23 protein-coding genes are annotated in these 25,753 nt (G+C 73.1%); 15 read left to right on the forward strand and 8 right to left on the reverse strand.

Features of this window, described 5'->3' with window-relative positions; all coding sequences use genetic code 11:
* Positions 1-20: 20 nt before the first annotated feature.
* The gene (gene hisF / locus AB0N31_RS15475; RefSeq protein WP_366058874.1) at positions 21-776 is read left to right on the forward strand and encodes an imidazole glycerol phosphate synthase subunit HisF; all 756 of its coding nucleotides are present in this window, start codon (positions 21-23) and stop codon (positions 774-776) included.
* Between the two features lie 73 nt (positions 777-849).
* Here hisF and AB0N31_RS15480 read toward each other — a convergent pair whose 3' ends face one another.
* Entirely contained in the window at positions 850-1,248 is a 399-nt protein-coding gene (locus AB0N31_RS15480) for a VOC family protein (protein WP_366058875.1), read from the reverse strand.
* 12 nt (positions 1,249-1,260) lie between these two features.
* Entirely contained in the window at positions 1,261-1,896 is a 636-nt protein-coding gene (locus tag AB0N31_RS15485) for a TIGR03085 family metal-binding protein (RefSeq protein ID WP_366058876.1), read from the reverse strand.
* Between the two features lie 82 nt (positions 1,897-1,978).
* Between AB0N31_RS15485 and hisI the strand changes: the two genes are divergently transcribed.
* The 11 genes from hisI to lgt all read left to right on the forward strand — a co-directional run bounded on the left by hisI (position 1,979) and on the right by lgt (position 11,007).
* Positions 1,979-2,431 carry a phosphoribosyl-AMP cyclohydrolase gene (gene hisI, locus AB0N31_RS15490; RefSeq protein WP_366058877.1) on the forward strand — a complete coding sequence of 151 codons (453 nt, stop codon included), beginning with the start codon at positions 1,979-1,981 and terminating at the stop codon, positions 2,429-2,431.
* An 11-nt stretch (positions 2,432-2,442) separates the two neighbouring features.
* The gene (locus AB0N31_RS15495) at positions 2,443-3,921 is read left to right on the forward strand and encodes an anthranilate synthase component I (protein WP_366058878.1); all 1,479 of its coding nucleotides are present in this window, start codon (positions 2,443-2,445) and stop codon (positions 3,919-3,921) included.
* A 72-nt stretch (positions 3,922-3,993) separates the two neighbouring features.
* Positions 3,994-4,644, forward strand: coding sequence for a TIGR02234 family membrane protein (locus AB0N31_RS15500; protein WP_366058879.1), 651 nt, complete (start codon positions 3,994-3,996; stop codon positions 4,642-4,644).
* A 159-nt stretch (positions 4,645-4,803) separates the two neighbouring features.
* Positions 4,804-5,055, forward strand: coding sequence for an HGxxPAAW family protein (locus tag AB0N31_RS15505; RefSeq protein ID WP_366058880.1), 252 nt, complete (start codon positions 4,804-4,806; stop codon positions 5,053-5,055).
* A gap of 92 nt (positions 5,056-5,147) precedes the next feature.
* Complete coding sequence (locus AB0N31_RS15510; protein ID WP_366058881.1) at positions 5,148-5,585, forward strand: DUF2752 domain-containing protein; 438 nt, start codon at positions 5,148-5,150, stop codon at positions 5,583-5,585.
* Between the two features lie 184 nt (positions 5,586-5,769).
* Entirely contained in the window at positions 5,770-6,579 is an 810-nt protein-coding gene (trpC, locus tag AB0N31_RS15515; RefSeq protein WP_366058882.1) for an indole-3-glycerol phosphate synthase TrpC, read from the forward strand.
* A 19-nt stretch (positions 6,580-6,598) separates the two neighbouring features.
* Complete coding sequence (locus AB0N31_RS15520) at positions 6,599-6,838, forward strand: tryptophan synthase subunit(beta) (RefSeq protein WP_366058883.1); 240 nt, start codon at positions 6,599-6,601, stop codon at positions 6,836-6,838.
* Positions 6,839-6,902: 64 nt separating this feature from the next.
* Positions 6,903-8,186, forward strand: a complete 1,284-nt coding sequence (gene trpB / locus AB0N31_RS15525; protein ID WP_366058884.1) for a tryptophan synthase subunit beta — start codon at positions 6,903-6,905, stop codon at positions 8,184-8,186.
* The gene (trpA, locus tag AB0N31_RS15530) at positions 8,183-9,001 is read left to right on the forward strand and encodes a tryptophan synthase subunit alpha (RefSeq protein WP_366058885.1); all 819 of its coding nucleotides are present in this window, start codon (positions 8,183-8,185) and stop codon (positions 8,999-9,001) included. The genes trpB and trpA overlap by 4 nt, the downstream gene beginning before the upstream one ends.
* Positions 9,002-9,107: 106 nt before the next feature.
* On the forward strand, positions 9,108-9,884 hold the full coding sequence (locus tag AB0N31_RS15535) for a thioredoxin domain-containing protein (RefSeq protein WP_366058886.1): 777 nt from the start codon (positions 9,108-9,110) through the stop codon (positions 9,882-9,884).
* An 82-nt stretch (positions 9,885-9,966) separates the two neighbouring features.
* Positions 9,967-11,007, forward strand: a complete 1,041-nt coding sequence (gene lgt / locus AB0N31_RS15540; protein WP_366058887.1) for a prolipoprotein diacylglyceryl transferase — start codon at positions 9,967-9,969, stop codon at positions 11,005-11,007.
* A gap of 63 nt (positions 11,008-11,070) precedes the next feature.
* Here the strand turns inward: lgt and AB0N31_RS15545 are convergent, their stop codons facing one another.
* From AB0N31_RS15545 to AB0N31_RS15570, 6 genes are all read right to left on the reverse strand, one after another.
* A complete protein-coding gene (locus AB0N31_RS15545; RefSeq protein ID WP_366058888.1) occupies positions 11,071-11,892 on the reverse strand; it encodes a CoA ester lyase in 822 nt (273 codons plus the stop codon).
* Positions 11,889-13,115 carry a CoA transferase gene (locus tag AB0N31_RS15550; protein ID WP_366058889.1) on the reverse strand — a complete coding sequence of 409 codons (1,227 nt, stop codon included), beginning with the start codon at positions 13,113-13,115 and terminating at the stop codon, positions 11,889-11,891. The genes AB0N31_RS15545 and AB0N31_RS15550 overlap by 4 nt, the downstream gene beginning before the upstream one ends.
* Positions 13,116-13,182: 67 nt before the next feature.
* Complete coding sequence (locus AB0N31_RS15555; protein WP_366058890.1) at positions 13,183-14,553, reverse strand: ADP-ribosylglycohydrolase family protein; 1,371 nt, start codon at positions 14,551-14,553, stop codon at positions 13,183-13,185.
* Entirely contained in the window at positions 14,553-15,770 is a 1,218-nt protein-coding gene (locus tag AB0N31_RS15560; protein WP_366058891.1) for an ADP-ribosylglycohydrolase family protein, read from the reverse strand. The genes AB0N31_RS15555 and AB0N31_RS15560 overlap by 1 nt, the downstream gene beginning before the upstream one ends.
* A gap of 8 nt (positions 15,771-15,778) precedes the next feature.
* Positions 15,779-17,275, reverse strand: a complete 1,497-nt coding sequence (locus AB0N31_RS15565) for an ADP-ribosylglycohydrolase family protein (protein WP_366058893.1) — start codon at positions 17,273-17,275, stop codon at positions 15,779-15,781.
* Positions 17,272-18,276, reverse strand: a complete 1,005-nt coding sequence (locus AB0N31_RS15570; protein ID WP_366058894.1) for an ADP-ribosylglycohydrolase family protein — start codon at positions 18,274-18,276, stop codon at positions 17,272-17,274. The genes AB0N31_RS15565 and AB0N31_RS15570 overlap by 4 nt, the downstream gene beginning before the upstream one ends.
* 295 nt (positions 18,277-18,571) lie before the next feature.
* Here AB0N31_RS15570 and AB0N31_RS15575 point away from each other — a divergent pair, with 295 nt between their 5' ends.
* The 3 genes from AB0N31_RS15575 (at position 18,572) to AB0N31_RS15585 (ending at position 25,739) form a co-directional block, all read left to right on the forward strand.
* A complete protein-coding gene (locus AB0N31_RS15575; RefSeq protein ID WP_366058895.1) occupies positions 18,572-19,303 on the forward strand; it encodes a VIT1/CCC1 transporter family protein in 732 nt (243 codons plus the stop codon).
* Between the two features lie 384 nt (positions 19,304-19,687).
* Complete coding sequence (gltB, locus tag AB0N31_RS15580) at positions 19,688-24,283, forward strand: glutamate synthase large subunit (RefSeq protein WP_366058896.1); 4,596 nt, start codon at positions 19,688-19,690, stop codon at positions 24,281-24,283.
* Positions 24,276-25,739, forward strand: a complete 1,464-nt coding sequence (locus AB0N31_RS15585; protein ID WP_366058897.1) for a glutamate synthase subunit beta — start codon at positions 24,276-24,278, stop codon at positions 25,737-25,739. The genes gltB and AB0N31_RS15585 overlap by 8 nt, the downstream gene beginning before the upstream one ends.
* The last annotated feature ends 14 nt before the right edge of the window (positions 25,740-25,753 follow it).

Here is a 25,753-nt window from a genome sequence, read left to right on the forward strand (position 1 = left end):
ATCAGAGGAGCCGTGGATTCATGACCCTGGCGGTCCGAGTCATCCCCTGCCTGGACGTGGACAACGGCCGGGTCGTCAAGGGCGTCAACTTCCAGAACCTGCGCGACGCGGGCGACCCCGTCGAGATGGCCAAGGTGTACGACGCCGAGGGCGCCGACGAGCTGACGTTCCTGGACATCACCGCCTCGTCGGGCAACCGCGAGACCACCTACGACGTGGTCCGGCGCACGGCCGAGCAGGTGTTCATCCCGCTCACCGTCGGCGGCGGGGTGCGCACCCCCGAGGACGTCGACAGGCTGCTGCGGGCCGGCGCCGACAAGGTCGGCGTCAACACCGCCGCGATCGCCCGCCCGGAGCTGATCAAGGAGATCGCCGAGCGCTTCGGCAGCCAGGTCCTGGTGCTCTCCGTGGACGCCCGCCGCACCGGGTCGGGCTCCTTCGAGGTCACCACCCACGGCGGCCGCCGCGGCACCGGCATCGACGCCGTCGAGTGGGCCCACCGCGCCGCCGAGCTGGGCGCCGGCGAGATCCTGCTCAACTCGATGGACGCGGACGGCACCAAGGACGGCTACGACCTGGAGATGATCGCCGCCGTCCGGAAGCACGTCTCGGTGCCGGTCATCGCCTCCGGCGGCGCCGGCAAGCTCTCCGACTTCCCCCCGGCCGTCGAGGCGGGCGCGGACGCGGTCCTGGCCGCGTCGGTCTTCCACTTCGGCGACCTGCGCATCGGCGAGGTCAAGCAGGCGCTGCGAGCGGCGGGCCACCCGGTCCGCTGAGGCGTCCCCCACCGACGTCAGCCCCGGCCACCTGGTGGCCGGGGCGCACGCGTGAGCGGACACGAAGGCCGGACTATCCCCTGGCCTGCGCCAGTTGCACGTAGTTGCCGACCGTGTCGTCCAGCACCGCGGTGATCACCGGACCCCGCGACCGGGGCTCCTGCGCGAAGTGCACGCCGAGGCCGCTCAGCCGCTCGAACTCCGCCCGCATGTCGTCCACGGACAACACGATGCAGGGCAGCTCGGCCTCCCGCAGCGCCGCGCGGTACGGCGCCGCGACCGGGCCGTGGCCGGGTTCCAGCAGCAGCTGGAGGTCCCGCTGGGCGCCCTCGGCCGCGCCCACGGTGACGTACTGCGCGCCGTCGCCCAGGTCCAGGTGGACGCGGGTCTCGAAGCCGAGGACGTCGGTGTAGAAGGCATGGGCCCTGGTGACGTCGTCGACGTACACGCTCGTCACGGCGACCTTGATCACTGCGGCGTCCTCTCAGATGCCGAGCTGCTTGCCGCTGTGCAGTGCGGTGATGGCGGCCTCGTCGCCGACCAGGTCCACCTTGGCGGCGCTCTGCCGGCCGTACAGGAACAGCAGCAGCTCCGAGGGCTCGCCGGTCGCCGTGACGACCGGGGTGCCGCGGTTGGCGACCGCCGTACGCCCGTCCGGGCGGCGCAGCACCAGGCCGGTCGGGGTGCCACGGCCCATCAGCCGGGCGGTGCGCTCCAGGCGCGACCACAGGGCGTCCTGGAAGACCGGGTCCAGCTCACGGGGCGTCCAGTCGGGCTGGGCGCGGCGCACGTCCTCGCCGTGGATGTAGAACTCGACGGTGTTCGACGCCTCGTCGAGCTGCTTGATCCGGAAGGGGGAGAACCGCGGCGGGCCGGTACGGATCAGCTGGATCAGCTCCTCGTACGGCTTGGCGGCGAACTCCTCCATCGTCCTGTCCAGCCGGGACGCGAGCTGCTTGACGATGATGCCGCCGGCCGCGTCGGGCCGGCGCTCGCGCACCACCACGTGCGCGGCCAGGTCGCGGGTCCGCCAGCCCTCGCAGAGGGTCGGCGCCTCGGGCCCCACCGTCTCCAAGAGCTCGGCGAGCAGAAGTCGTTCACGCTTGGCGAAAGTCGACATGCCGTCAGCCTACGACCGTCCGGCGGGTCCGCCCAGTGGACATCGGCCCGGGAGTGTCACCACCGCGCGGCACAATGGCCCCATGACCAGCAAGCCCGCCCGTCACCCGGCCACCGCCCCTGATCGAGACGCCTCGCCCCACGGTTCCCCGCCCCGCGGTCTCGCTCCGGACATCGCCGCGCGCCTCAAGCGCAGCCCCGACGGCCTCGTGCCGGCCATCGCCCAGCAGTACGACACCGGAGAGGTGCTCATGCTCGGCTGGATGGACGACGAGGCGCTGCACCGCACCCTGACGACCGGACGGTGCACGTACTGGTCGCGCAGCCGCCGCGAGTACTGGGTCAAGGGCGACACCTCCGGCCACTTCCAGTGGGTCAAGGCGGTCGCCCTGGACTGCGACGCCGACACCCTGCTGGTCAAGGTCGACCAGGTCGGTGCCGCCTGCCACACCGGCGCCCGCACCTGCTTCGACGCCGACGTGCTCCTCGAGGACGCCGGGAGCGCCGATTCCGGCACCTCCGCCCCGGATCAGTAAGGTCAGCCGTCATGGATCTCGAGACGTTCCGCAAGCTGGCCACCGACCGCCGCGTCGTTCCGGTCACCCGCAAGCTCCTCGCGGACGGCGACACCCCGGTCGCGCTCTACCGCAAGCTGGCCGCCGAGCGCCCCGGCACCTTCCTGCTGGAGTCCGCGGAGAACGGCCGTTCCTGGTCCCGGTACTCGTTCGTGGGCGTGCGCTCGGCGGCCACGCTCACCGCGCGCGACGGACAGGCCCACTGGCTCGGCACGCCGCCCGTCGGCGTCCCCGTCGACGGCGACCCGCTGGCCGCCCTGCGCGCCACCATCGAGGCCCTGCACACCCCTCACCAGGAGGGCCTGCCGCCCTTCACCGGCGGCATGGTCGGCTACCTGGGCTACGACATCGTCCGCCGGCTGGAGAAGATCGGCCCCGGCGAGCGCGACGACCTCCGGCTGCCCGAGCTGACCATGCTCCTCACGAGCGACCTCGCCGTGATGGACCACTGGGAGGGCTCCGTCCTGCTGATCGCCAACGCGATCAACCACAACGACCTCGACACGGGCGTGGACGAGGCCCACGCGGACGCCGTCGCCCGCCTCGACGCCATGGAGGCGGACCTCTCGCGCGCCGTGGCCCAGCCGCCCGCCGTCCTGCCCCCCTCCGAACTGCCGGAGTACACGGCCCGGTGGGGCGGCCCCGACTTCCGGCGGGCCGTCGAGGACGTCAAGGAGCGCATCCGCGCGGGCGAGGCCTTCCAGGTCGTCCCCTCCCAGCGCTTCGAGACGCCGTGCACGGCGAGCGCGCTGGACGTCTACCGGGTCCTCAGGGCCACCAACCCCTCGCCGTACATGTACCTGTTCCGCTTCGACGGCTTCGACGTCGTGGGTTCCTCCCCGGAGGCACTGGTCAAGGTCGAGGACGGGCGGGCCATGGTGCACCCCATCGCCGGCACCCGGCACCGCGGGGCGACCCCGCAGGAGGACCAGGCGCTCGCCGACGAGCTGCTGGCCGACCCCAAGGAGCGCGCCGAGCACCTCATGCTCGTCGACCTGGGCCGCAACGACCTGGGACGGGTCTGCGAACCCGGCTCCGTCGAGGTCGTCGACTTCATGTCCGTCGAGCGCTACTCCCACGTCATGCACATCGTCTCGACGGTCACGGGCCGGGTCGCGGCGGACCGCACCGCCTTCGACGTCCTCACCGCCTGCTTCCCGGCGGGCACCCTCTCCGGCGCCCCCAAACCCCGCGCCATGCAGATCATCGACGAACTGGAACCGTCCCGCCGCGGCCTGTACGGCGGCTGCGTCGGCTACCTGGACTTCGCCGGCGACTCCGACACCGCCATCGCCATCCGCACCGCCCTGCTGCGCGACGGCACCGCCTACGTCCAGGCCGGCGCCGGCATCGTCGCCGACTCCGACCCGGTCGCCGAGGACCAGGAGTGCCGCAACAAGGCGGCGGCCGTGCTCCGCGCGGTCCACACCGCCAACCGACTGGCCAAGTAGGGGCGCTTCGCGCGAAGTAGGACGAGGCTCACGTGAGCCCCGGGTGACGGTTCGCCCGGGGTTCAGGCGATAGTGGAGTACGTGACTGCCGTTCCTCACCCCCGTTCCGAAGCCGCCGCTCCCGCCCGGTCCGGCCGCCGGAGCCTCGCGCTCGCCCTGATGTGCGGTGCGCTGGGCGCGGCTCTGGCCCTGCTCGCGACCCGGCAGCGCTGGTCGCAGGGCACGGCGACGGTGGCGGGAGGCGCCTTCCCCCTGACCGCCAAGGGCAGCGACGTCACGGGCGTCCCCGCGGCGCTCGCCATAGTGGGCCTCGCCGCGCTCGTCGCCGTCTTCGCCGTCCGCCGGGCGGGCCGCCTCGCCGTCTCCGCCCTCCTCGCGCTCTCCGGCGCCGGCATCGTCGTCGCCGCGCTGCTCGGCGCCTCCGACAGCTCCGCCCTCGACGACAAGGCCGCCAAGGCCTCCGGGGACACCGCCGCGGCCGTCGCCTCCCTCACCCACACGGCCTGGCCGTACGCCGCGGCGGCGGGTGGCGCCCTGATCCTCCTGGCGGGCCTGCTCGCCCTGCGCTACGGCCGCCTGTGGCCGGCCATGTCGGGCCGCTACGAGCGCGACGGCACCCCCCGGGCCCGGCGCAGGGCCCCGGTCGTCGACCCCGACCGCCCCGAGGACATCTGGAAGGCCCTGGACCGCGGCGAGGACCCCACGGGCGCGGACCCGGCCTGATCCGCCTCCGCGTCCGGTTCCCCGGTGTGGCGAACCAGACTCGACCGGAAGCCACCCCGGCACTTCTGCACACGTGCGCGTACGGGACAATGGAGGACGAGCCCCCGGCTCGGACATGTACGACCAGTACGCCACATAGACAGCAACGAGGAGCAAGTCATGGCGGGCAGCAGCCACGGACACACCCCGGCCGCCTGGACCGGTGTCACCATCGCCTTCATCGGTTTCTGCGTCGCGGGCGCGTTCATGGTGATGGCCGAGCCGCTCGGCTTCTGGGCCGGCATGGTGATCGTGGTCCTCGGGGGTGTCGTCGGCGCCGTCATGAGCGCCATGGGCCTCGGCATGCCGAAGGACGCCCACCCGGTGCACCGGGTCACGGCGACGCGCGAGCCGGCCGGCGCCGAGGGCTGACGCCCGCGAACGACCTCGCGTGAGGGGCGGCCGGTACCGAACCGGCCGCCCCTCACGCGCGCGCGGAGGAGTCGCGGGGCACAATACGAGGCGTGAACGCAGACAGCCGCAGCGTGACACCACCCGCTCCCGCGACGGTCCTGGCCCGGCTCGCGGTGCCCGCCGGGATCCTCGCGGCCGTCGTGGGCGCCTTCGCGTACGTGGCCGCCGTCGACCCCAACGAGCCGGGCCACTACCCGGTCTGCCCGCTGCTGCGGGTCACGGGCCTCTCCTGTCCCGGCTGCGGCGGTCTGCGCAGCGCCCACGCCTTCGCGCACGGCGACCTGGTGACCGCGCTGCACGCCAACGCCGTGGCCGTGGCCGGCTACGCGGGCTTTGCGGTGCTGTGGACCGTCTGGGTGGTCCGCGCGGCACGGGGCCGCCCGGTCCGCGTCGATCCCGGACCGGTCCCGATGTGGACGCTGGGCGCGTTGCTGCTGGTCTTCACGGTGGTCCGGAACCTGCCGTCCGGCGGCTGGCTGCTTCCTTGACCACCGGTGAACGTCCAGCACGGGGGGCACCTCCCGCCCGAGCCGTGCGAAGCTGGTTCGAGGGTGGGGGAGGAACCGCCCCCCACCGGATGCGAGGCCACCGCCCTCCTCCGGATACCATCGCAGTGACCATCCATCTCCTCTGGTCGCTGGAACCGCAACCGTCTGGAAGGGGGCCGCTCGCGTGAGTGTGCTCGACGAGATCATCGACGGAGTCCGTGCCGACCTCGCGGAGCGGCAGGCGCGCGTCAGCCTCGACGAGCTCAAGGAGCGCGCCGCCAAGGCCCCCGCGGCCAAGGACGGGGTCGCCGCGCTCAAGGGCGACGGCGTCAAGGTGATCTGCGAGGTCAAGCGCTCCAGCCCCTCCAAGGGCGCGCTGGCCGCGATCGCCGACCCGGCGGGCCTCGCCGCCGACTACGAGGCGGGCGGCGCCGCCGTCATCTCCGTCCTCACCGAGGAACGCCGCTTCGGCGGCTCGCTCGCCGACCTCGAAGCGGTCCGCGCGCGCGTCGACATCCCGGTGCTGCGCAAGGACTTCATCGTCACGTCGTACCAGCTGTGGGAGGCCCGCGCGTACGGCGCCGACCTCGCCCTGCTGATCGTCGCCGCCCTCGACCAGTCGGCCCTGGAGTCGCTGATCGAGCGCGCCGTCTCCATCGGCCTCACCCCGCTCGTCGAGGTGCACGACGAGGACGAGGTCGAGCGCGCCGTGGACGCGGGCGCCAAGCTGATCGGCGTCAACGCCCGCAACCTCAAGACCCTCGAGGTCGACCGGGGCACGTTCGAGCGGGTCGCCCCCGAGATCCCGGACCACCTCGTCAAGATCGCCGAGTCCGGCGTCCGGGGCCCGCACGACCTGATCGCCTACGCCAACGCCGGCGCCGACGCGGTCCTGGTCGGCGAGTCCCTCGTCACCGGCCGCGACCCGAAGACGGCGGTCGCCGACCTGGTGGCGGCGGGCGAGCACCCCGCACTGCGGCACGGCCGGGGCTGACCCCGCTAGGCTGGGCACGATGACGCTCCCGATCACCCTCACGGCCACGGACCGGTACGCCCGCCTCGCGCGCGGCTGCCGCCCCCGCGGCTGCCGCGCGCCCGCCCGCAGGGTGCACGGCCGCAGGGTGCGGTACGTCATCGGAGACGAGCCGGGCCAGGTGAACGGACGCCGATGGCAGCGCGCCCCCGAGGGGCGCAGCGCAGTGTCCGCCCACGCGGCTTCGCCGCCCGGGCCCGACCGGCCGCACCCGGCCTGAGGTCGTCGGACCAGCTCCGCCCCACGGCGATCGGTTTCTCCCCAACTCACCGTGAGGTTTCCGCATGCCCAGCGAGTTCTTCATTCCCGACCCCGAGGGTCGGATCCCCACCGTCGAAGGCTACTTCGGCGCCTTCGGCGGCAAGTTCATCCCGGAGGCCCTGGTCGCCGCCGTGGACGAGGTCGCCGTCGAGTACGACAAGGCCAAGCACGACCCCGAGTTCGCCCGCGAGCTCGACGACCTGCTCGTCAACTACACCGGCCGGCCCAGCTCCCTCACCGAGGTGCCGCGGTTCGCCGAACGTGCCGGTGGCGCCCGGGTGTTCCTCAAGCGCGAGGACCTCAACCACACCGGCTCCCACAAGATCAACAACGTGCTCGGCCAGGCGCTGCTCACCAAGCGCATGGGCAAGACGCGCGTCATCGCGGAGACCGGCGCCGGCCAGCACGGCGTCGCCACCGCCACCGCCTGCGCGCTGTTCGGCCTCGAATGCACCATCTACATGGGCGAGATCGACACGCAGCGGCAGGCCCTCAACGTGGCCCGGATGCGCATGCTCGGCGCCGAGGTCGTCGCGGTGAAGTCCGGCAGCCGCACGCTGAAGGACGCCATCAACGAGGCCTTCCGCGACTGGGTCGCCAACGTCGACCGCACCCACTACCTGTTCGGCACGGTCGCCGGACCGCACCCCTTCCCGGCGATGGTGCGCGACTTCCACCGCGTCATCGGCGTCGAGGCCCGCCGCCAGATCCTGGAGCGCACCGGACGCCTGCCCGACGCGGCCGTCGCCTGCGTCGGCGGCGGTTCCAACGCCATCGGCCTCTTCCACGCCTTCATCCCGGACACGGACGTACGCCTCATCGGCTGCGAGCCGGCCGGGCACGGCGTCGAGACCGGCGAGCACGCCGCCACCCTCACCGCGGGCGAGCCCGGCATCCTGCACGGCTCCCGCTCCTACGTCCTCCAGGACGACGAGGGCCAGATCACCGAGCCGTACTCGATCTCGGCCGGCCTGGACTACCCGGGCATCGGCCCCGAGCACTCCTACCTCAAGGACAGCGGCCGCGGCGAGTACCGCGCGGTCACCGACGACGCGGCCATGCAGGCGCTGCGCCTGCTGTCGCGCACCGAGGGCATCATCCCGGCCATCGAGAGCGCGCACGCGCTGGCCGGCGCCCTGGAGGTCGGCAGGGAGCTGGGCGAGGACGGGCTGATCGTCGTCAACCTCTCCGGCCGCGGTGACAAGGACATGGACACGGCCGCCCGCTACTTCGGCCTGTACGACACCGACGCCGAGGTCGCCGCCGACGCGGCCGACACCGCCGAGATCGAGGGGGACGCCAAGTGAGCGGGAACATCCAGTTGCTGTCGGACACCCTCGCCGCCGCCAGGGCCGAGGAACGCGCCGCGCTCATCGCCTACCTGCCGGCCGGGTTCCCGACGGTCGACGGCGGCATCGAGGCGATCAAGGCCGTTCTGGACGGCGGCGCCGACGTCGTCGAGGTGGGTCTGCCGCACAGCGACCCCGTCCTCGACGGCCCGGTCATCCAGACCGCCGACGACATCGCCCTGCGCGGCGGCGTACGGATCGCGGACGTCATGCGCACCGTCCGGGAGTCGTCCGAGGCCACCGGCAAGCCGGTCCTCGTGATGACGTACTGGAACCCCGTCGACCGCTACGGCGTCGAGCGCTTCACCGCCGAACTGGCCGAGGCGGGCGGGGCGGGCTGCATCCTGCCCGACCTGCCCGTGCAGGAGTCCGCGCTGTGGAGGGAGCACGCCGAGAAGCACGGCCTCGCGACGGTCTTCGTCGTGGCGCCCAGCAGCCAGGACGAGCGGCTGGCCACGATCACCCGGGCGGGCAGCGGATTCGTCTACGCCGCCTCGCTGATGGGGGTCACCGGCACCCGCGAGTCGGTGGGCACGCAGGCCAAGACCCTGGTCGAGCGCATCCGCGCGACCGGCACCGGCCTGCCCGTCTGCGTGGGCCTCGGGGTGTCCGACCCCCGGCAGGCCGCCGAGGTCGCCGGCTTCGCCGACGGGGTGATCGTCGGCTCGGCCTTCGTCAAGCGGATGCTCGACGCCCCGGACGAGGCGGCCGGTGTCGCGGCCGTGCGCGAACTCGCGGGCGAGCTGGCGAAGGGCGTGCGCGGCCAGGCCTGACACGCGGCCGTGCGGAGCACGTCGGGCACGGGAGGAACCGATCACTCGAACGGGTGGACCTGGGACCGGGGAGGCGCTGGGCGCCTCCCCGGTTCGTTTCCGGGGTGTGAGCGAGAAGAATCGTGACAGGAAGCGCACCGCCCGGGAGCGGCTGGCGGTCGAGCGTGACAGGCAGAAGGCCGCGGAGCGACGGCGGCGGACGCTGATCGTCGCCGCGAGCGTCGTCTGTGTACTGGGCCTGGCCGCGGTCGTCGGCATCGTCGCGGCGAACGCCGGCAAGGACGACGGCGGCGACAGCGCGGGCCCGGTCGTGGCGCCCTCGGGCGCGCAGGGCAAGGACGCCCTCGCGATCCCGGTCGGGAAGGAGAGCGCGAAGTCCACGCTCACCGTGTGGGAGGACTTCCGCTGCCCGGCCTGCAAGTCCTTCGAGGACACCTACCGTTCGACGATCCACGAGCTGACCGACGCCGGAAAGCTGAAGGTGGAGTACCACCTGGCCACCATCATCGACGGCAACATGGGCGGCAGCGGGTCCCGCACCGCGGCCAACGCCGCGGCCTGCGCGCAGGACGCCGGGAAGTTCCCCGCCTACCACGACGTGCTGTACGTGAACCAGCCGGAGGAGACCGACGACGCCTTCGCCGACGACGACAAGCTCCTCGAACTCGCCGGCAAGGTCGACGGCCTCGACACCCCCGCCTTCCGCACCTGCGTGGGGAAGGGCACCCACGACGGCTGGGTCGAGAAGTCCAACCAGGCCTTCCGCACCGGTGGTTTCACCGGCACCCCGACCGTCCTGTTCAACGGCAAGAACATCTACCAGGACCAGACGATGACGCCGGCCAAGCTGAAGAAGATGGTGGAGGAGGCCGACCAGGGGTGAGCCCCGCTCACCGGCCCGTTATGGAGCCGTAGCCGGGCTGCCCGCCGTGGGCCCGGCCCGGCACGGTAGCGTCGACCCTGCCATGGAACTTGCCTACATTCCCAGCCCGTCGCGCGGAGTGATCCACCTCGGCCCCATTCCGCTGCGCGGCTATGCCTTCTGCATCATCATCGGTGTCTTCGTCGCCGTCTGGCTCGGCAACAAGCGCTGGATCGCCCGGGGCGGGCGGGCCGGCACGGTGGCCGACATCGCCGTGTGGGCCGTGCCCTTCGGCCTGATCGGCGGCCGGCTCTACCACGTGATCACGGACTACGAGCTGTACTTCAGCGAGGGCCGCGACTGGGTGGACGCCTTCAAGATCTGGGAGGGCGGCCTCGGCATCTGGGGCGCGATCGCGCTCGGCGCGGTGGGCGCCTGGATCGGCTGTCGCCGCCGGGGCATCCCGCTGCCCGCGTACGCCGACGCCATCGCGCCGGGCATCGCCCTCGCGCAGGCGATCGGCCGCTGGGGCAACTGGTTCAACCAGGAGCTGTACGGCAAGGAGACCGACCTGCCGTGGGCCCTGCACATCACGTCCTCCGTGGACGGCCGGGAACCGGGCTACTACCACCCGACGTTCCTGTACGAGTCGTTGTGGTGCGTCGGCGTCGCCCTCCTCGTCGTCTGGGCCGACCGCCGTTTCAAGCTGGGGCACGGACGGGCGTTCGCCCTGTACGTCGCCGCGTACTGCGCCGGCCGCTTCTGGATCGAGTACATGCGCGTCGACGACGCCCACCACATTCTCGGTCTGCGGCTGAACAACTGGACCGCGCTCGTCGTGTTCCTGCTGGCCGTGGCGTACCTCGTGATCTCGGCCAGGAAGCGGCCGGGACGGGAGGCCGTGGTGGAACCGGGCGCGGACGACCCCACCGGCGGTGAGGCCGCCGCCGGCTCCGAGGCCGACGGTGGAGCCGCGGCCGGGGCGAAGGCCGAGCCCGCGCAGGGCGGCGACGACGGCAAGGCCGGCGCGAAGACCGACGAGGACGCCGAGGCCGGGACGAAGGACGTCGAGGACGGCAAGGACGGGGCGGGCGACCGGGCGAAGGACGCCGCCGAGTCCGGCTCGGCGGGCAAGAAGAGCTGACGGCGACTTCCACGACGACGAGGGCGCCCGGGATCTCCGGGCGCCCTCGTCGTGTGCGACGGCTCAGGTGCGACGGGCCAGCGACAGCGTCCGCCGGGCCGTCGCCACCACCGCCGCGTCGACGAACCGGCCGTCCGGCAGGGCCTGGGCACCCGGCTCGGCCGCTGCCGCCTTCACGATCGTCTCCGCCTCCTCGACCTCCCGCTGCGTGGGCAGGTAGGCCCGTTCGATGATCGGGAGCTGGCGGGGATGGATCGCCGACCGGCCCAGGAAGCCCAGGCTGCGACCGTGTGCACAGGAGGACGCCAGGCCTTCGAGGTCGCGGATGTCGGGGTGGACCGACTGCGGCGGCGGGGCCAGCCCCGCCGCCCGCGCGGCGACGATCACCCGGGAGCGGGACCAGTCGAGGCCCGCGTCCGCCCGTACGCCGAGGTCGGCCCGCAGGTCGGACTCGCCCAGGGAGATGCCGCGCAGGTCGGGGTGGGCGGCGGCGATGGCATAGGCGTGTTCGACGCCGAGGGCCGTCTCCAGGAGGGCGTAGAGCGGGCGCGGGCCGTGCTCCGCGACGCGGCCGGCGATCCGGGTGATCTGGGCGGGCGAGGTCACCTTGGGCAGGCGGAGGCCACGGACACCGGGGAGGGCCGCCACCGCCCGGAGATCGGGGGCGGCGAGGGGCCCGTCCAGGGCGTTGACCCGGACGTGGACCGGGACCGGCTGTTCCTCGGAGAGCAGCTCGGCGGTGGCCGCGCGGGCGTACTCCTTGCGGCCGGGGGCGACTGCGTCCTCCAGGTCGATCACCACGACGTCCGCTCCGCAGCGCAGGGCCTTGGCGACGATGTGCGGACGGTCGCCGGGGACGTACAGCCAGGTGAGCGGGAAGGTCACAGGGCGCCCTCCGTCCGCAGGGCCTCCAGGTCGGCCGGGGTGAGGCCCAGTTCGGTGAGGACCGCCTCGGTGTCCGCGCCGTGCGGGCGCCCGGTCCAGCGGATCGCGCCGGGGGTGGAGGAGAGGCGGAAGAGGACGTTCTGCATGCGGATCGGGCCCAGTTCGGGGTCGTCGACCGTGGTGACGGTGTCGAGGGCCTGGTACTGGGGGTCGGTCAGCACGTCCCGTACGTCCTGGATCGGGGCGACGGCCGCTTCCGCCTTCTCGAAGGCGGCGAGGACGTCGGTGCGGGTGCGGGCGGCGATCCAGGTGCCGACCGCCGTGTCGAGGACGTCGGCGTGGGCGGCCCGTTCGGCGCCCGTCGCGAACCAGGGCTCGTCGATCAGGTCGGGGCGGCCGACCAGCCGCATCACCCGCTCCGCCACCGACTGGGCCGACGTGGACACGGCGACCCAGGTGCCGTCGGCCGTGCGGTAGGTGTTGCGCGGGGCGTTGTTCGCGGAGCGGTTCCCGGTGCGCTCCTGGACGTATCCGAGCTGGTCGTACCAGAGGGGCTGCGGGCCGAGGACGGTCAGGATCGGTTCGATGATCGCCATGTCGACGACCTGGCCCTCGCCCGTGCGGTCGCGGGCGGCGAGGGCCGTCATGACGGCGTACGACGTGGCGAGCGCCGCGATGGAGTCGGCGAGGCCGAACGGCGGCAGGGTCGGAGGCGCGTCGGGTTCGCCGGTGATGGAGGCGAAGCCGCTCATCGCCTCGGCGAGGGTGCCGAAGCCGGGGCGGTGGGCGTACGGGCCGAACTGGCCGAAGCCGGTGACGCGGGTGAGGACCAGCCGGGGGTTGGCCGCCGACAGCTCCTCCCAGCCGAGGTCCCACTTCTCCAGGGTGCCGGGGCGGAAGTTCTCGATGATCACGTCGGCGGTGGCGGCGAGGCGGAGCAGGGTGGCGCGGCCGCCGGGCCTGGACAGGTCCAGGGTGATGGCGCGCTTGTTGCGGCCGAGGAGCTTCCACCACAGGCCGACGCCGTTCTTGGAGGGGCCGTGGCCCCGGGACGGGTCGGGTTTCGACGGGTGCTCGACCTTGACGACCTCCGCGCCGAAGTCGCCGAGCATGGTGGCGGCGAGGGGGCCGGCGAAGAGGGTGGCCAGGTCCAGGACGCGCAGACCGGCGAGGGGCGCGCCGCCCGTCCCGGTCGCGGTGCGGGCGTTGCCCGGTCCGGTCATGACGTGTGCCGCTTCTCGACGTCGGCGACGGGGCCCGTGTGCGTGCTGCCGAGCACGACGATGTCGGTCATGGGCGTGCAGCCTCCCGGTGGGTGAGGTGGGCGAGGGTGTCGAATCCGGTGCCGTCGAAGTCGGCGACGGAGGTGGTCAGGCGGTTCTTGAGCGGGGCCGTCCAGCGGTCGGGGAGGGCGGCCGGGTCGCCGGCGAGCAGCGCGGCGACTCCGCCTGCGGTGGCGCCGGCGGAGTCGGTGTCCAGGCCGCCGGACACGGCACGGCAGACGGAGCCGGTGAAGTCGCCGTCGGCGTGGGTGAGGGCGGCGGCGATCAGCGCGGTGTTGGGGACGGCGTGGACCCAGTGGTGGGTCGCGCCGTGCGCGGCGTGGAGTTCGTCCACGACCGTGTCGAAGTCGGCGTGCTCGCGGGCGAGTCCGATCGCGTGGGTGACGGCCCGGAACAGGCGCGAGCGGGGCGGGACCACGGTGAGGCCGGTGCGCAGGCAGGCGTGGACGTCGTGCCCGCCCGTCGCGGCGGCGGCGATGGCGGCCGCCGCGAACATCGCCGCGTAGACGCCGTTGGCGGTGTGGGTGAGCGTGGCGTCGCGGTGCGCCTGCTCGGCGGCGGCGGCCGGGTCCCCGGGGTTGGTCCAGCCGTGGACGTCGGCGCGGATCAGCGCGCCGATCCACTCGCGGAAGGGGTTGCGGTGGCGGGCGGTGTGCGGGGGCTCGACGCCGCAGAGCAGGTTGCGGTAGGCGACGCGTTCGGCCGTGAAGGTGCGCCCGGCGGGGAGTTCGTCCAGCCAGAGGCGTGCCACGTCGGCGGTGGTGAAGGCCCTGCCGTGACGCCGGAGCAGGAGCAGGTTGAGCAGGGGGTAGTTGAGGTCGTCGTCCTCGGGCATGCCGTCGATGTTCTCGGCGAGGGAGGTGAGTGCCGAGCGGCGGTTCCAGGGGTGCGCCTCCAGCAGGTCCTGCGGGACGCCCCGGGCCGTGAAGTAGGTGGTGAGGGGCCAGTTGCCGGTGGCGCCGGCCAGGGCGCGGATGGCGCCGAGGGGAAGCTTCTCCACGGGCTTGCCCAGGAGGCAGCCCACCGCCCGGCCCAGCCAGGCGGCTTCCAGGCCGGCCGGGGTGGGGGCCGGGCCGCGCCCGCCCGCGGGACCGGCGGGCCACGCCGGACAGGCGGCCCTGATGCCCGGCAGGTCCGTCGGCTCGTCCTCCGCCAAGGCGCTCGGCAGGTCCGCCAGTTCGTCCAGCAGGTCCTCCGCCAGCAGGCGCAGGTAGCGCGACGCGCGCCGGGGGGACGCGCCGGCGCGCTCCGGGGCCTCCCAGCCACCCGCCGCCCGCCAGCGGGCCGCGACCGCCGAGGGTTCGCGGCCGTCCTGGGCCGCCTGCCGCAGTTCGTGGCCGACGAGGTCCTCGGGCTGGACCCAGGTCAGGCGGAGCATCACCGGCCCCCGAGGGCGGCGAACGCCCGCTCGTGCGCCCGGCGGCGGCGGACGTCCTTCTCGAAGATCTCCCGCGCGACCTCGGCCAGGGCGGTCGCCGGTGCCCACAGGTCCAGGCGGCTGGCCTCCGCGACCTGCTTCGACCACTCGTCCGGCACGGGGGAACCGAGGGCGCCGGTCACCGCGCCGGCCATCGTCGCGATCGAGTCGCAGTCGCGGCCGTAGTTCACCGCGCCCAGCACGGCGTGGCGGTGGTCGCCGCCGGCCACCACCACCATGCCCAGGGCGACGGGGAGTTCCTCGACGGCGTGCAGACGGGAGGGACGGCGGGCGGCCAGGGAGGGCTGCCGGTAGTCGGGGCCGACGGTGTCGTACGGCGCCACCGCCTCCCGGAGCGGGACCAGCGCCGACTCGAAGTCCTGGTGGCGGGAGGCCACTTCACAGACCCGCTCGATCGCGGTCCGGGTGCCGTCCTTGGCCAGGGACAGGCACGTCGCCACCACCGAGTCGGGCGTCGCGCCGGGTGCGCAGGCCGCGGCCACCGCCGCCGCGAGGACGCCCGCCGCCTCACGGCCGTACGACGACTGGTGGGCGCCCGCCAGGTCGATCGCCTCGGCGTAGGCGGCCGCCGGGTCGGCCGCGTTGACCAGCCCCACCGGAGCCGTGTACATCGCCGCACCGCAGTTGACGATGTTGCCGACGCCCGCCTCGCGCGGGTCGACATGGCCGTAGTGGAGCCTCGCGACCATCCACTTCTCCGCCAGGAAGACGCGCTGGAGGGGGAGCGCCTCGGCCTCCAGCTCCGGGATCCAGCGCGGGTTCGTCATCAGGTCGGGGACCAGGTGGCCGGCGAGCGCGTACGAGTCCAGGTGGTCGCGGACCGTGGTGTAGACCCTGATCAGCGCATGGGTCATCAAGGTGTCGTCGGTGACGTGGCCGTCGCCCTTGTGGTACGGCGCGATGGGGCGGGCCGTGCGCCAGTCGTCGCCGTTCCAGGGGCCGACGACGCCGTGCACGCGGCCGCCGTGGCGTCGGCGGATCTGGTCGGGGGAGTAGCCCTCCACCGGGCCGCCGAGGGCGTCGCCGACGGCCGCGCCGACGAGGGCGCCCGTGACGCGTTCCTCCAGCGTCCCGCCTTCCGGGGGCCGCCTCGTCGGGGTCTGCCGCTGGGGGATTCCCCCGGACCTGTCGCCGCTTTCTTCTGTTTTGGGTGTCATGGGCCGAATCATCCTCCTGGTGCGGCCGGTTGTGCGGCTTCCAGCAGTTCGGCGAGTTCCACCAGGTCGGTGCCGGTGAGGCGGGGCAGGGTGCAGCCGGAGAGGGTGCGGCAGGCGGCGCGCCAGGTCGCCGGGATCGACGCGGCACCGCCCAGCGCCCCGGTCAGCGCGCCCGCGAGCGCGGGGGCGGAGTCCGCGACCCGCGACAGACAGGCCGCCGCCGGTACGGCCTCCGCGATCCGCCCGCCCGACGCGACGGCCAGGGCGAGGGCGACCGGGACGGTCTCGGCGGCGGCGACGCCGTAGCTGTAGACGTGGTCGACGATCTGGTGCTCCAGCAGCGGCACCAGGGCGAACGTGCTCTCCGCGGCCCGTGCGAGGGCGAGCGCGTGACGGGCGTTGCGGCCGATCTCCGTCTCCTCGGGGAGTTCGGCGAGCGCCGCGGCCACGCAGGCCCCGGTGTCCGCGCCGGCCAGGGCCAGGGAGAGCGCCGCCGCCATCGCGCGGGCGCCGTGCACGCCGTCGCCGTCCTGCGTGTAGCGGGCGTCGAACTCGGCCAGTTCGGCGGCGAGTCGGGGGTCGCCGGGGTGGGCCACCGCGAGCACGCAGGCGCGGACGCAGGCCGCGTCGTCGAAGTAGTGCGGGTTGTCGTGGCCGGTGGCGGGCGGGCGCAGACCGGTGGCCAAGTTGCCGAGCCCGGCCCGGACCGAGATGCGGGCACGCAGGGGGAGCACGGCCGACTCCACCTCGGGCGCGCGGTCCGCCGCCGCCGCGACCTCACTGGCGACGGCGTTCCAGGTGAGATCGATGGCGGCGCGCATGCGGCGCTGGCGGCTGAGGTCGCCGAGGACGGTGTCGTCGCCCGCCCGCAGGACCGCCTCCGCGGCGAAGGCCGCCCACTCGGCGTCGTCTGACGGGCCCAGGCGGAGGGGTTCGGGGGACTGGTTCAGGGCGATGGGGACGGGGAGGGTCGTCGTCGCGTTCTGCTCGGCGAAGGTGTCCAGTTCGCGGGTGAGGCGGCGGGTCCACTCCGGCATGCGGGCGGCGCGGTGACGGGCGGCGGGCCAGCCGGCGGCGTCGCCCGCGGCGAGGCCGAGGAGGAGGCCCTCGGTGCGGCGCGGGGCCGGTCCGGCCTCGGCCTCGCCCTCGGCCGCGGAGGGTTTCCCACCCGCACCGTCCGTGCGGGCATCGCCGGCGGGCGCGGGCGGCCCCGGCCGGGGGTCCCCGCCGTCGGCGGCCGCGCGTCCGCCCGGCTCCACCGTGATCGTGGCGTCCGTGGTGTCGATGTCGGCATCGACGCTGTCGCTCCCGCCGTCGCCGCCGTCGGTGGTCGCGGGCCCGGTCGGCCTCGTCGGGACGGTGCGGGGCGTGGCGGCTTCGCCGCCGGCGGCGGGTGCGGGCGGCTCCGCCGTGGTCGTGCCACCGGCCCTGGCGGCGTCCGCGGGCGGCGCCAGGGCCACCGGACCGCCCGCCGCCCCCTCGTCCCACGGGCCCGGCGGCCTCATGAGGCGGCCGCCGGAGTCAGGAGGTCGGCCACGTCCAGGACGTGGTGGCCGCAGACCGACGGGAGGCAGCTGCCGCGGGCCGGGCCGATGGCGGCCGCCCAGTCCGGGGGGATCGCCGAGACGCCCTGGCCGGCGCCGGACAGGGCGCCCGCCACCGCGGCCGTCGTGTCGGCGTCGCGGCCCATGTTGACGGCCGTGAGGACGGCCCGGGCGAAGTCGCCGTCGGCCGCCGCGTACGCGCCGAAGGCGAGGGCGACCGCCTCGGGGGCCAGGTCGGTCCAGGGGTAACCGCCGATGACGACGGCGGAGCGGACGGCGCGTTCGCCGCGGTGGGCGACCGCGACCGCGCGGCGCAGGGAGCGGGCCGTCCAGGAGTCGTCGGGGATCACGGCCAGGGCGGCGGCGACCACGGCGACCGTCGGCGCTCCCGCCATCGCTGCCGCGACGCCCGCCGCGACCGCCTGGCCGCCGTAGATGCCCTCGCCGTCGTGGCTGACCGAGCCGTCGACGGCGACCAGGCGGGCAGCCTCGGCCGGGCGGCCCGCGGCGAAGACGCCGAAGGGCGCGGCGCGCATCGCGAGGCCGTCGCTCCAGGCGTGCCGGTGCTGGGCGGAGACGGGGGCGGCCAGGCCCCGGCGGAGGTTCTCCAGGGTGCCGCGTTCGCTGAAGCCCGCCCCGCGGAAGGGGCCCTCGTGGCGGTCGGTGATCCACCGGTGCCAGGCCGCCTCCACGTCGGCGGGGGTCAGCGCGGAGCCGTGCCGGGCCAGCAGGAGGCCCGAGAAGATCGCGTACTCGGTGTCGTCGGTGCCGGCCGGGTGATCGGTGACGTAGCCCGTGACCCGGCCCCAGCGGGCGCGGATCTCGGACGGTTTGAGGTTCTCGGCCGGTGCGCCGAGGGCGTCTCCCACGGCCAGGCCGAGCAGTGCGCCGCGGGCCCGGTCGCGGAGGCCGGTGGCGTCCCCCGGCGCCGGGACCGGGGGCATGCAGGCGATCGATGCCATACGGGGCCTTCCCTCCGGGGGCCGCGCACGGGTGCGGAGCCCTTTGCGGGATGTGTCCCACCGTCGGCGGTTGACCTGAGCCTCCCGAGCCGCCATGTCACCCGGTCGACATCTGTGCGCACTCCCGATCGAATGAGCGAACAAGGGTAAAGCTGCAGGTTAGCGGAGCCTTTCCTTGCTGGCGAGGAGGGAAGGGTGCACGTATTCTCAGCGTTGTCAAAATATGGAATGAATCCAAAGAGGGCTGTCCGGGGGTCACGCCGGGCGGCGCGGAGACGTACGTCTGGAGATCGGCATGGCTCTCATCGAGAACGAGGCGGCGCTGCACGAGGCGCACCGGGACAACCACACCCACCGGGACGTGAACGGCGGCTGGCTGCGGCCGGCCGTCTTCGGTGCGATGGACGGCCTCGTCTCCAACCTCGCCCTGATGACCGGTGTCGCCGGCGGGGCGGTCGAGCGGCAGACCATCGTGCTCACCGGGCTCGCGGGTCTCGCCGCCGGCGCCTTCTCGATGGCCGCCGGCGAGTACACCTCCGTGGCCTCGCAGCGCGAACTCGTCGAGGCCGAACTCGACGTCGAGCGGCGCGAGCTGAGGAAGCACCCCAAGGACGAGGAGGCCGAGCTGGCCGCGCTCTACGAGTCCCGCGGCGTCGAGCCGGAGCTCGCCCGGCAGGTCGCCTCGCAGTTGTCGCGCGACCCCGAGCAGGCGCTGGAGATACACGCCCGCGAGGAACTGGGCATCGACCCCTCCGACCTGCCCTCGCCGCTGGTCGCCGCCGTCTCCAGCTTCGGCGCCTTCGCGCTGGGCGCCCTGCTGCCCGTCCTGCCCTATCTGCTGGGCGCGACCGTGCTCTGGCCGGCCGTCCTGCTCGCGCTGTCCGGGCTGTTCCTGTGCGGTGCGGTGGTGGCCAGGGTGACCGCGCGGACCTGGTGGTACAGCGGGCTGCGGCAGCTCGCCCTCGGTGGTGCGGCGGCCGGTGTGACGTACGCCCTGGGCAGTTTCTTCGGAACGGCCGTAGGATAGGACGGCCGCTATTTATGCGATGGGCCGCATAAATAGCCGTTACTCGCTGGTTTCGCGCGCTTGACCACCGGGCATGAGCCGTAAGCGCTGTGGGCAATGACGCCCGCGGTGCACCCGTGGAGTGGGCTACGAGGCCCCCTCCGCCCCCGAGGGCCGACGGACACCGGTCCGACCGATGGTGTCCGGTCAAGCCCCCCCACACACTTTCAGCCGCTCGTGCGGCACCCCGCCGCCACCCCACGGCGTCCGCATGTTGGAACGGAGTATCCGGTTCCCGAGAACCGCTCCATCATGTAACCTGCACGAAATTTTGCACTTACGCAGAGGGCCAACGTCGTCCCTTCGCCAGCAGACATGCCACTTGAGACGACGACGGGAGAGCCGATGCGTACGCCGCGCCAGCCGTCCCAGCATTCCGCGAATGGCCAGAACTGGTCCTTCATGGATGCTCGCCCTGCTGCGCAGGGTATGTACGACCCCCGCAACGAGCACGACGCCTGTGGCGTCGGCTTCGTGGCCAACCTCACCGGCGAGGCGAGCCACACGCTGGTCGAGCAGGCGCTGACCGTTCTGCGCAACCTCGAGCACCGTGGCGCCACCGGCTCCGAGCCCGACTCCGGCGACGGCGCGGGCATCCTCACCCAGGTCCCCGACGCGTTCCTGCGTGAGGTCACCGGGTTCGAGCTGCCCGAGGCCGGCGGTTACGCCGTCGGCATCGCCTTCCTGCCGCAGGACGGCCTCCAGGACGCCGTCTCGCGCATCGAGACGATCGCCGCCGAAGAGGACCTCACCGTCCTCGGCTGGCGCGAGGTCCCGGTCGCCCCCGAGCTCCTCGGCGCCACCGCCCGCTCGACGATGCCGGCCTTCCGGCAGGTCTTCGTCACCGACGGCACCTCGAAGGGCATCGACCTCGACCGCCGCGCCTTCGTGCTGCGCAAGCGCGCCGAGCGCGAGGCCGGCGTCTACTTCCCCTCGCTGTCCGCGCGGACCATCGTCTACAAGGGCATGCTGACCACCGGCCAGCTCGAACCCTTCTTCCCGGACCTGTCCGACCGCCGCTTCGCCTCGGCCGTGTCGCTCGTCCACTCGCGCTTCTCGACGAACACCTTCCCGTCGTGGCCGCTCGCCCACCCGTACCGCTTCGTCGCGCACAACGGTGAGATCAACACCGTCAAGGGCAACCGCAACTGGATGGCGGCCCGCGAGTCCCAGCTCGTCTCCGACCTCTTCGGCGACCAGGAGCGCATCGACCGCGTCTTCCCCATCTGTACGCCGGACGCCTCCGACTCGGCGTCCTTCGACGAGGTGCTCGAGCTGCTCCACCTCGGTGGCCGCTCGCTGCCGCACTCCGTGCTGATGATGATCCCGGAGGCGTGGGAGAACCACGACTCCATGGACCCGGCCCGCCGTGCCTTCTACCAGTTCCACTCCAACCTGATGGAGCCCTGGGACGGTCCCGCCTGCGTCACCTTCACCGACGGCGTCCAGGTCGGCGCGGTCCTCGACCGCAACGGTCTGCGCCCCGGCCGCTACTGGGTCACCGACGACGGCCTCGTCGTCCTCGGTTCCGAGGTCGGCGTCCTCGACATCGACCCGGCGAAGGTCGTCCGCAAGGGCCGCCTCCAGCCCGGCCGGATGTTCCTCGTCGACACCGCCGAGCACCGCATCATCGAGGACGACGAGATCAAGGCCCAGCTCGCCGCCGAGAACCCCTACGCGGAGTGGCTGGACGCCGGCGAGATCGAGCTGAGCGACCTGCCCGAGCGCGAGCACATCGTGCACACCCACGCCTCGGTCACCCGCCGCCAGCAGACCTTCGGCTACACCGAGGAGGAGCTGCGCATCCTGCTCGCGCCGATGGCCAAGTCGGCCGCCGAGCCGATCGGCTCCATGGGCACCGACTCGCCGATCGCCGCGCTGTCGTCGCGCCCGCGCCTGCTCTTCGACTACTTCACCCAGCTGTTCGCGCAGGTCACCAACCCGCCGCTGGACGCGATCCGCGAGGAACTGGTCACCTCCCTGCGCTCCTCGCTCGGCCCGCAGGGCAACCTGCTCGACCCGAACGCCGCGTCCTGCCGCTCCGTCGTGCTGCCCTTCCCGGTGATCGACAACGACGAGCTGGCCAAGCTCATCCACATCAACGCCGACGGCGACATGCCCGGCTTCAAGGCCGCGACCCTCTCCGGCCTGTACCGGGTGCACGGCGGCGGGGACGCCCTGGCCGCGCGGATCGAGGAGATCTGCGCCGAGGCCGACGAGGCCATCGCCAACGGCGCCCGCCTCATCGTGCTGTCCGACCGACACTCCGACGCCGAGCACGCGCCGATTCCGTCGCTGCTGCTCACCGCGGCCGTCCACCACCACCTCATCCGCACCAAGCAGCGCACCCAGGTGGGCCTGCTGGTGGAGGCCGGTGACGTCCGCGAGGTGCACCACGTCGCCCTGCTGATCGGCTTCGGCGCCGCCGCCGTCAACCCGTACCTGGCGATGGAGTCCGTCGAGGACCTGCTGCGCGCCGGCACCTTCCTGGACGGCATGGAGCCCGAGCAGGCGATCCGCAATCTGATCTACGCCCTCGGCAAGGGCGTCCTGAAGGTCATGTCCAAGATGGGCATCTCGACCGTCGCCTCCTACCGCGGCGCCCAGGTGTTCGAGGCCGTCGGTCTCGACGACGCCTTCGTCGCGAAGTACTTCAACGGCACGGCCACCAAGATCGGCGGCGTCGGCATCGACGTCGTCGCCAAGGAGGTCGCCGCCCGTCACGCCAAGGCCTACCCGGCCAGCGGCATCGCGCCGGCCCACCGCGCGCTGGACATAGGCGGCGAGTACCAGTGGCGCCGCGAGGGCGAGCCGCACCTGTTCGACCCGGAGACGGTCTTCCGCCTCCAGCACTCCACGCGCGCGGGCCGCTACGACATCTTCAAGAAGTACACGGACCGCGTGAACGAGCAGTCCGAGCGCCTCATGACGCTGCGCGGACTGTTCGGCTTCAGCTCCGGCCGGCAGCCGATCCCCCTCGACGAGGTCGAGCCGGTCAGCGAGATCGTCAAGCGCTTCTCCACCGGCGCCATGTCGTACGGCTCCATCTCCAAGGAGGCGCACGAGACCCTCGCCATCGCCATGAACCAGCTGGGCGGCAAGTCCAACACCGGTGAGGGCGGCGAGGACCCGGACCGGCTGTACGACCCGACGCGGCGTTCGTCGATCAAGCAGGTCGCCTCCGGCCGCTTCGGCGTCACCTCCGAGTACCTGGTCAACGCGGACGACATCCAGATCAAGATGGCCCAGGGCGCCAAGCCCGGCGAGGGCGGCCAGCTGCCCGGCCACAAGGTCTACCCGTGGGTCGCCAAGACGCGTCACTCGACGCCGGGCGTCGGCCTGATCTCCCCGCCGCCGCACCACGACATCTACTCCATCGAGGACCTGGCCCAGCTGATCCACGACCTCAAGAACGCCAACCCGCAGGCCCGCATCCACGTGAAGCTGGTCTCCGAGGTCGGCGTCGGCACGGTCGCCGCCGGTGTCTCCAAGGCCCACGCGGACGTCGTCCTCATCTCCGGCCACGACGGCGGTACGGGCGCGTCCCCGCTGACCTCCCTGAAGCACGCGGGCGGTCCCTGGGAGCTGGGCCTCGCCGAGACCCAGCAGACCCTGCTGCTCAACGGCCTGCGCGACCGCATCGTCGTGCAGACCGACGGCCAGCTCAAGACCGGCCGCGACGTGGTCATCGCCGCGCTGCTCGGCGCCGAGGAGTTCGGTTTCGCCACCGCGCCGCTCGTCGTCTCCGGCTGCGTCATGATGCGCGTCTGCCACCTGGACACCTGCCCGGTCGGCATCGCCACCCAGAACCCGGTGCTGCGCGACCGGTTCAACGGCAAGGCCGAGTACGTGGTGAACTTCTTCAAGTTCATCGCCGAGGAGGTCCGCGAGCTGCTGGCCGAGCTGGGCTTCCGCTCGATCGAGGAGGCCGTCGGCCACGCCGAGGTCCTCGACGTCGAGCGCGCCGTCGACCACTGGAAGGCCCAGGGCCTGAACCTGGAGCCGCTGTTCCACGTGCCGGCGCTGCCCGAGGGCGCCTCGCTCCACCAGGTCGTCGAGCAGGACCACGGTCTGGAGAAGGCGCTCGACAACGAGCTGATCAGGCTCGCCGCCGACGCGCTGGCCGCGGACTCCCAGGCCGACGCCCACCCGGTGCGCGCCCAGGTCGCGATCCGCAACATCAACCGCACGGTCGGCACCATGCTCGGCCACGAGGTGACGAAGAAGTTCGGTGGCGCGGGCCTGCCCGACGACACCATCGACATCACCTTCACCGGCTCGGCCGGCCAGTCCTTCGGCGCCTTCCTCCCGCGCGGTGTCACGCTGCGCCTGGAGGGCGACGCCAACGACTACGTCGGCAAGGGCCTCTCCGGCGGCCGGATCGTCGTCCGCCCGGACCGGGGCGCCGACCACCTGGCCGAGTACTCGACCATCGCGGGCAACACCATCGCGTACGGCGCGACCGGCGGCGAGCTGTTCCTGCGCGGCCGGACGGGCGAGCGGTTCTGCGTCCGCAACTCCGGCGCGACGGTCGTCTCCGAGGGCGTGGGCGACCACGGCTGCGAGTACATGACCGGCGGCCACGCGGTGGTCCTCGGCGAGACGGGCCGCAACTTCGCGGCCGGCATGTCCGGCGGCGTCGCCTACGTGATCGACCTGAACCGCGACAACGTCAACGCCGGCAACCTCGGCGCCGTCGAGGCGCTCGACGACACCGACAAGGCGTGGCTGCACGACGTGGTGCGCCGCCACGCCGAGGAGACCGGCTCGACGGTCGCCGAGAAGCTGCTCGTCGACTGGGACGTCTCCGTGGAGCGTTTCAGCAAGATCATCCCCAGCACGTACAAGGCAGTGCTCGCCGCCAAGGACGCCGCCGAGCGAGCCGGTCTCTCCGAGACCGAGATCACCGAGAAGATGATGGAGGCGGCGACCAATGGCTGATCCCAAGGGCTTTCTCAACCACGGCCGCGAGGTCGCCAAGTCCCGCCCCGTCGAGGAGCGCGTCAGGGACTGGAACGAGGTCTACGTCCCCGGCTCGCTGCTGCCGATCATCGGCAAGCAGGCCAGCCGGTGCATGGACTGCGGCATCCCGTTCTGCCACAACGGCTGTCCGCTGGGGAACCTGATCCCCGAGTGGAACGACTTCGCCTACCGCGAGGACTGGTCGGCGGCCTCCGAGCGCCTGCACGCCACGAACAACTTCCCGGAGTTCACGGGCCGGCTGTGCCCCGCCCCGTGCGAGTCGGCGTGCGTGCTCGGCATCAACCAGCCGCCGGTCACCATCAAGAACGTCGAGGTCTCGATCATCGACAAGGCGTGGGAGACCGGTGACGTCGCCCCGCAGATCCCCGAGCGGCTGTCCGGCAAGACGGTCGCGGTCATCGGCTCGGGCCCGGCTGGCCTGGCCGCCGCCCAGCAGCTGACCCGGGCGGGTCACACCGTCGCCGTCTACGAGCGCGCGGACCGCATCGGAGGCCTCCTGCGGTACGGCATCCCCGAGTTCAAGATGGAGAAGCGGCACATCAACCGCCGTATCGAGCAGATGCGCGCGGAGGGCACCCGCTTCCGCACGGGCATCGAGATCGGCCGCGACCTCAAGGCCACGGACCTGAAGAAGCGCTACGACGCGGTCGTCATCGCCGCCGGCGCCACGACCGCCCGTGATCTGCCGGTCCCCGGCCGCGAACTCAAGGGCGTCTACCAGGCCATGGAGTACCTGCCGCTGGCCAACAAGGTGCAGGAGGGCGACTTCGTGGCGCCCCCCATCTCGGCCGAGGGCAAGCACGTCGTGGTCATCGGCGGTGGCGACACCGGCGCCGACTGCGTGGGCACCGCCCACCGCCAGGGCGCGGCCTCCGTCACGCAGCTGGAGATCATGCCCCGCCCGAACGAGGAGCGGAACCCGGTCGCCCAGCCGTGGCCGACGTTCCCGATGCTCTACAAGGTCACCAGCGCGCACGAGGAGGGCGGCGAGCGGGTCTACTCCGTCTCCACCACCCACTTCGAGGGCGACGAGGACGGCAACGTCCAGTGGCTGCACCTCACCGAGGTCGAGTTCGTCGAGGGCAGGCTGACCCAGAAGCCGGGCACGGAACGCAAGATCCCCGCCCAGCTGGTCACCCTCGCCATGGGCTTCACCGGCACCGACCGCGAGAACGGCCTGGTGGAGCAGTTCGGCCTGGAGCTGGACGAACGCGGCAACATCGCCCGCGACGCCGACTTCCGGACCAACGTGCCGGGCGTGTACGTCGCCGGTGACGCCGGCCGCGGCCAGTCCCTCATCGTGTGGGCGATCGCGGAGGGCCGCTCGGCCGCCCGCGGCGTCGACCGCTTCCTGACCGGCGCCAGCGAACTGCCGGCCCCGATCCGGCCGACCGACCGGTCCCTGATGGTCTGACGGTCCGGTTCCTG

The sequence above is a fragment of the Streptomyces sp. NPDC051051 genome (assembly GCF_040682975.1).
Lineage (GTDB): Bacteria > Actinomycetota > Actinomycetes > Streptomycetales > Streptomycetaceae > Streptomyces.